This is a genomic window from Streptomyces sp. NPDC046939, assembly GCF_040644575.1.
Lineage (GTDB): Bacteria > Actinomycetota > Actinomycetes > Streptomycetales > Streptomycetaceae > Streptomyces.
This window is the reverse complement of record NZ_JBEYWV010000071.1, coordinates 1-6494: the sequence shown is the minus strand read 5'-3', so window position 1 is coordinate 6494 and position 6494 is coordinate 1. Positions and strand designations below refer to the sequence as shown.

Annotated in this window: 6 protein-coding genes; 2 read left to right on the top strand and 4 right to left on the bottom strand. The window is 69.1% G+C overall.

From position 1 onward, the window contains the following. Positions 1–839: hypothetical protein (locus tag ABZ877_RS39580; RefSeq protein WP_361081541.1), on the top strand; the 839-nt coding region annotated here is incomplete at its 5' end. 218 nt (positions 840–1057) lie between these two features. Here the strand turns inward: ABZ877_RS39580 and ABZ877_RS39575 are convergent. From ABZ877_RS39575 to ABZ877_RS39565, 3 genes are all read right to left on the bottom strand, one after another. Beyond that, a complete protein-coding gene (locus ABZ877_RS39575; RefSeq protein ID WP_361081539.1) occupies positions 1058–1243 on the bottom strand; it encodes a hypothetical protein in 186 nt (61 codons plus the stop codon). A gap of 133 nt (positions 1244–1376) precedes the next feature. After that, positions 1377–2483, bottom strand: coding sequence for a hemopexin repeat-containing protein (locus ABZ877_RS39570; RefSeq protein ID WP_361081536.1), 1107 nt, complete (start codon positions 2481–2483; stop codon positions 1377–1379). A 677-nt stretch (positions 2484–3160) separates the two neighbouring features. After that, positions 3161–3547: a hypothetical protein gene (locus ABZ877_RS39565; protein ID WP_361081533.1), complete on the bottom strand. Its 387-nt coding sequence runs from the start codon at positions 3545–3547 to the stop codon at positions 3161–3163. A 310-nt stretch (positions 3548–3857) separates the two neighbouring features. Between ABZ877_RS39565 and ABZ877_RS39560 the strand changes: the two genes are divergently transcribed. Then, positions 3858–5285, top strand: coding sequence for an FAD-dependent monooxygenase (locus ABZ877_RS39560; RefSeq protein WP_361081530.1), 1428 nt, complete (start codon positions 3858–3860; stop codon positions 5283–5285). A 22-nt stretch (positions 5286–5307) separates the two neighbouring features. On the opposite strand, the gene ABZ877_RS39555 is transcribed toward ABZ877_RS39560, so the two are convergent. Continuing rightward, positions 5308–6171, bottom strand: coding sequence for an IS5 family transposase (locus ABZ877_RS39555; RefSeq protein ID WP_361081544.1), 864 nt, complete (start codon positions 6169–6171; stop codon positions 5308–5310). Positions 6172–6494: the final 323 nt, after the last annotated feature.

Here is a 6494-nt window from a genome sequence, read left to right as displayed (position 1 = left end):
TGTTCGCCCTGGAGGTGCCGGAGATCGCCGACGGGTCCGTCGAGATCTCGGCCATCGCGCGTGCCCGCCCTACAGCACCGCCAAGACCACGGCAGGAAGGGGGCCAACTGGCCGCCACCGTCTTCTCCGACGAGCTGCATCTCATCGACACCTGCATGGCGGCGCCCGAGGAAGCTGCCGCCCGTGCCCGCGCGCGCTTCGTCTCCGGCGCCCAGCACCCGCACTGGCACCGCGGCGACGAGGACGAGGAACCGGAAGACCAAGACGAGCAGGACGAGGAGGTCCTGACGCCCCGTACGGCCGCCGTGCTGGCCTGGGCGGGTGAGGAGTTGTCCGCCCAGGCATGGCAGGAGGTGACCGCCCTCGGCGACGAACCGCTGCCACCGGGCGCCGACGGCGTCTTCGGCCGGCTCCCGGCCATCACGCGCCGCCGGGACGGGCAGTGGCGCCGGCAGATGGCCCGCGCCTTCGACGACCTCACCGGCGACCTGCGTAACACGCCCGTGGGAGTGGAACCGACGTGCACGGGCGAGGAGATGGCCCTGCACCTCATGATCAGCCACGCCCGTTCGATCACTGGCAACCGCCCCAGGGCTCTGCACGATCGCGTCGCCCACCTGCCCCAGCGGAGCGCCGACCACGACTGGGAGAGGTGCTCGGACCCGCTCTTTGAGGACCACGACGTGCTCATGTTCTTCGACGCTCAACTCGACGGCGTCGACGACCTCGAAGGCGAGATCCACCAGACGCTGGGCCTGGTGAACCTGGCCGCCGACGAGTGGTTCGAGCCGTTCCGGGCCGACGGCGCCCGTGACCCCCACCGTGCCTCTCGCCACTGACACGCGAATTACAACGCGGTGTCAGATGCTGGACTGGCCCGGGTGCAGGGCCACGGCCGTTGCGCGGTGCCTTCGGCTGCTTGTGGGCGCGCGGTGGTGGGGCCGTCGACGATCTCGTGGTGCGCCATGTCGTAGCGGATGTACTCCCGGCCCCGGAAGAGACAGACGTAGTCGGTGTCGGGGGGCTGGGGAGGAATCTTGGTGGGGTCATCCACCGTTTACGGGAGGGCGGCGTCGATGCCCTCGGCGAACTGGCTGCCCTTCAGGCCCGGCCAGCCGACCTCCACGGCCTGGGGCCCCACCCGCGCGGTGTCATCGCCGAACTGGTAGAGCACGTCCTGATCCGCGCGGAACAGGTAGACGTCGTCCTTGAGCCGGGAGCGGTTCAAACTCTCCTGGATCATCGAGACCCTCCGACGTCGTGGCGGTACGGGGGCCATGAGCAAGTGGACTCTGCCGGGTAGGTGCTCGGCCCGCTGCATCTGTGTGGTGCCGCGGGCCGAGGTGGTGTCCCGATTGGCCGGCCGGTGGGGCGGGTCAGACGGTTGGGGGGCTGACGGTCATGGCGACGGTGACGCTGCCGTCGCTGGTGGTGACGTTGTAGGACGCCTTGCCGTGGTACTCCCTGACGTCGCGGGCGAGGAAGTCGTCGGCGCTGGCCAGGTCGTACTCATCAACCCAGAAGCCGACGGCGGCGATCTCGTCCTCGGTGAACGGCAGGTCCATGGACGGGGCCGCGCTGGTGCGGGCCGGGGTGGCGTTGCCCATGTTCTTCTGTGTCCAGAACCGGAAGTGGCTGCCGTCCTTGAGGTCCAGTCGCAGGGAGCCGTAGGGGTTGGGGTTGTACTCGCCGTAGTTGACGAAGTCGATCCAGAAGTCGACGTGCGCCTTGACCGGCGGGAAGCCCGGCGAGGGCGTGGCCGCGGCGAACTCGGTGCCCTTGAGGCCGGGCCACATGTCGGAGATGCTGCGGGCGCCGCTGAGCGGTTTCCATTCGTCGAGGTCGAACTGGAGAACCTGGTCGCCCTTGACGAAGTAGCACAGCCGGCGTTTCGTCCCGGCCAGGACCTGGGCGGGGATGATCTGGTAGACGACCGCGTCGAGGTCCCGGTCGAGGCCGGCCGCCTTCAGCCCGGGCCACTTGTCGGCGATGAGGTAGGGACCGCCGCTGACCCGGTTGCGCAGGCCGTCGTAGCTGACGAACCGGTCGCCTTTGAAGAAGTAGTAGGTGTCCACGGTCCCGAAGGGCACGTCCTCCTGGTCCAGGAAGGCGGCGTCGATGTTGCGCTGGAATCCGGCGTCCTTCATGCCGGGCCACTGGTCGGCGATGGTCTCGGGACCGTAGAGGATCTGCTCGTTGGCCACGTCGTAGCGCACGAACGTGTCGCCGCGGAAGATGTACAGGTAGTCCTTCTCCTCCGGCAGGACGAGCGCACCGGGTGCCATGCTGAACGAGTAGGGGACGGCGGCGTCGATCGCCTGGGCGAACTGGGTGTTCTGCAGGCCCGGCCAGCCGTCGAGGATGGTGCGCGGGTTCTGGCGCACGGTGTTGTCGGCGAGGTTGTAGAGCAGGTACTGGTTCCCGAGGAACATGTACGTGTCCCACTTGAGCTGGGAGCGGTTGAACGTGGCCTGGATCGTCATCGACCCCTCCCATGAGGCGCCGGGGGCAGCGCCTTCGGTACAGCCCGGTTGCCGTGCCGCGCTGCCGCCCATCGCCACGGACGCTAGGAGCACGGACAGGCGAAGTCCAGGCGGCCCGGGGCGCGCTTGCGGCCCCACCGTCGGCTGTGGGCCACTTCGCGAGCGGCCACAGCCATCGCTCCTGCCGCAACGGTCGGCACACCGCAGGGGGCTTGCCAGGCCAGGCGAGGACCCCGTCTCGGTTCGCTTCCGTCCCGGTCAGGACCCGCACCACGATTCTGTCCGATAACAGCTGAGTTGCGCACAAGCGCGCTCCGACCGCTCGTGAGTGGACAAGACGACGCCTGCCGCCCGGCGCCTGGAGGCGGTTGTGCTGGGCTGATGGCAATGCCCCGACCAAGCTCGGGCACCCCGTACGGGCACCCCCGACCCTTCTGAAGCAGCAGATGCAGAACTTCTTTGTCGACCATCTCTGCCTGATCACCCCACTCCGGGACGAGGAAAGGGGTGCGGCTGTTCGGCGAAGTCGTCGGCGCCCACCCTGATACGGCGGATGCCCAGGCCACTGCGGGGGGCGGGCAGGGAGGTCAAGCTTGCACCCGGTGTGGCGGAGAACGGGACGGCCGGGACCGGCGTGGACAGGTCCCGGCCCGTTGCCCCCTGTGGCGAGCGGCGCGCTACGGCAGGGTCGGCCGGTTGAGCCTGATGGAGTTGATGGGGGTGAGGTACGTCCAGGTCCACTGGTCCTGCGCGAGGTGTTCGCCGCAGTTCGTGCCGCCGTAGTTGGCGCACAGGTCCGCGGTGGCGCCGCCGTACTGGTTGTTGAGGACCCAGTGATAGCCGAACTGGTGGCTCAGGTTGTGGGCGCCGTAGCTGGCGTACTGGTTGGTCGGGTGCGGGTTTTCCTGCGGCCAGACGCTTTCGGGCCAGATGCACACGTTGCCGGAGAGGCATCCGTACACCGTGCTGTTGCCCGCCGGCGCGGCCTGGGCCGCGCCGCTCATCGCCACCACCGCGGTGGCCGCGGTCGCGAACGCCGCGATGGCACTGACCATCTCGCGCATGGATCCCCCTGATGGGTCTCCTGCGTCGCCGCAGGCCGCCTTCGTACTGACGGGCCCGTGTCGGCGATCAAGTACGTGAGCCTCCACATCCGCAGCGCTTCAGGCACGGAGCGCGGGGCGCGGGCATGCGGGACCGGGTCTGCATGCGAGGTTCTTGTGTTCGGGGTGCGACGCGCCCTGACTGCTTGGGCGGCACGGTGTTCCATGGCGAGCGTGTTGAGCCGGCGGGAAAGAGCCGAAACGAAGCCAAGCTGGCCTGCGCGAGGGGATACTAAGGCTTTCCGAAGGCGAAGCGATCAGAGGTGCGTCAGTGGGATCCGCGGACACGACGGGGCGTTACGGGGCGGGTGGCCGGCGGGGCGCGAGGCATGCCGTTGTTGTCGGCGGGAGCCTCGCGGGGCTTCTCGCGGCGCACGTCCTCGCCGGGCATGCTGACCGGGTGACCGTCGTCGAGCGCGACCGGTTCCCTGACGGTGCCGGGCCACGACCCGGTGTTCCGCAGGGTCGGCATCCGCATGTTCTGCTCGAGGGCGGCCAAGTGGCCCTGGAATCGCTGCTGCCGGGCTTCATGGCGGAGCTGCGGGCGTCGGGGGCGCCGCGCCTGGGCTTGCCGTCGGACATGGTCCAGAGACAGAACGGGCGCTGGTTCCGGCGGTCGCCCGCGACGACGCACATCTACACCGGTTCCCGCGGGCAGCTGGAGGAGCTGGTACGGCGGCGCGTCCTCGCCGACCCGGTGATCAGCGTGATGGAAGGGACCGATGCGGTCGGGCTCCTCGGTGACGCCTCGCGCGTGCGGGGAGTGCTGCTGCGGGACCGCTCCGGTGAGATCCGGGGCGAACCGCGGGCCCTTGCGGCCGATCTGGTGATCGACGCCTCCGGCGGCGGGACGAAGGCCCAGCAGTGGCTGACGGCGATCGGAGCCGAGGCCGCCCATGAGGAGACCATCGACACGGGTCTCGCCTATGCCTCCCGCGTCTACCGCGGCAGGAGCGGCATCCTCGACGGCGACACCCGCGGCTACTACGTCTACCCCAGCCCCGCCCACGTCCACGCCGGCGGTGCGCTGCCACTGGAGGACGGCACTCATCTGGTCATCGTCTCGGGGCTGCGCGGTGACGAACCGCCGACGGATGACGACGAGTTCGTGACGTACACGAAGAAGAGGCTGGCGCATCCGCTCCTGCACCAGTGGCTGGACGAGGCCGAACCGCTCTCACCGGCGTTCGGCTACCGGCGAACCGCGAACATCCGCCGCCGCTACGATCTGCCCGGCCGCCGCCCGGCCGGATTCCTCGCGACCGGCGACGCCCTGTGCAGATTCAACCCGGTCTACGGGCAGGGCATGGCCGTCGCCGCGATGAGCGCGGTCGCCCTGCGTGACACGCTGGCCGATCAGCGCCAGATCCCCACGACGCGGCGCGTGCAGAAGGCGCTGCTCGCGGCCTCCCGGCAGGCATGGGACATCTCCGCAGGGGCTGACCGGACGATGCCGGGCTCCGTGGGCACCGCCTCGGCCGTCGGCCCGGCCGACCGCGTCGCCAACTGGTATCTGCGGCGTGTGCTGGACCAATACCCCGCTGACCCCGTAGTGGGGCCCGTCTTCCGATCCGTACTGGGCCTCTGCACGCCCGTCACCGCCCTGTTCGCTCCGCCCGTGGCCCGTGCCGTTCTCTTCCGCCCACCCGCGCCGACACCCGCCGAGCCGCCGACGGCCCCCGAGGGAGCCCGGGCCTGAGAGGTCGTTTTCTCCTGTTGTTTCATCCCGGAATGGGTGGTTGGTTCGGCTTTATGGGGTCGCGCCAGGAGACGGTGGACTCACCGGTGAGCCGGCGGGCCATGAGGTCGGCCATGGCCAGGTGGATCATGGCTTCGGCGGGCAGCGTCTCGTAGTCGCGGACCAGGCGGCGGTGGAGCATCAGCCAGCCGTAGGTTCGCTCGACGGCCCACCGCTTAGGGGCCGGGGTGAAGCCCTTGGTCCCGGGAGCGCGTTCGACGATTTCCATGTTGATGCCGAGGGTGGCGGCGTGCTCGACGAGGTGCTTGCGGTAGCCGCCGTCGACCCAGATTCTGCGCAGGCCGGGATGGGTGGTGGCGACCTGGTCGAGCAGGTGGGTGCCGGCGGCCGGGTCCTGCACGTTCGCGGCGGTGACCAGGACCGCCAGCAGCAGGCCGAGTGTGTCGGTGATGATGCTGCGTTTGCGTCCGACAATCTTCTTGCCGGCGTCGATGCCTTGGCCGGAGCGGGGGACGCTGGTGGACGTCTCGATGCTCTGCGCGTCGATCAGGCAGGCCGACGGTTTCGCCGCACGGCCCTCCCGCTGTCGCACCAACTCGCCCAGCAGGCCAGTGAGCTGGGCGAACACCCCGTCCTTCTGCCACCTGCCGAAGTACCCGTACACCGTTTCCCAGGGTGGGAAGTCGTGCGGCAGATAGCGCCACTGCCCCCCGGTGCGGTCCACATACAAAATCGCGTCCATGATTTCGCGCAGCTCGTGCTGCGGTAGACGACCGAACTCCAGGGCCCTGCTGCGGCGCTCGGCCCGCCAGGCCGACAGGACCGGCTCGATCAACTCCCAGCGGGCGTCGGACAGGTCACTCGGATAGGCGCGTCGTGGCCGCATGGTGATGGCGTACCGCGGGAAGACGAGTGCGCCCAGGCGCGCGGCATCGGCCACCGAAGCATGGCACCGGAAAGGGCGTCCTGGAATGAGACAGGCTTCAGCGGACGAAATAGGCAATACGGACTCTCCGCGAGGCTCTTCAACCTCGCCAGCCCTTCACCCCGTCAACGGCCTCGCCTAGCGCGAGAACGAAACATGACGAAACGTGCTCCCTCTATGAAAACGACCTCTTAGTGGGCGTTTGATTACCTTTTGAGGGCATAAGTTGAGCTTCGGGCTACCGCTGTTGAGCGGCCAGACGCCGGAGTCCGCGCCAGCTTGCT

Coding starts and splice junctions, on each gene's coding strand:
- ABZ877_RS39575 (WP_361081539.1), bottom strand. CDS start 1,243: ATGATCCAGGAGAGTTTGAACCGCTCCCGGCTCAAGGACGACGTCTAC.
- ABZ877_RS39570 (WP_361081536.1), bottom strand. CDS start 2,483: ATGACGATCCAGGCCACGTTCAACCGCTCCCAGCTCAAGTGGGACACG.
- ABZ877_RS39565 (WP_361081533.1), bottom strand. CDS start 3,547: ATGCGCGAGATGGTCAGTGCCATCGCGGCGTTCGCGACCGCGGCCACC.
- ABZ877_RS39555 (WP_361081544.1), bottom strand. CDS start 6,171: ATGCGGCCACGACGCGCCTATCCGAGTGACCTGTCCGACGCCCGCTGG.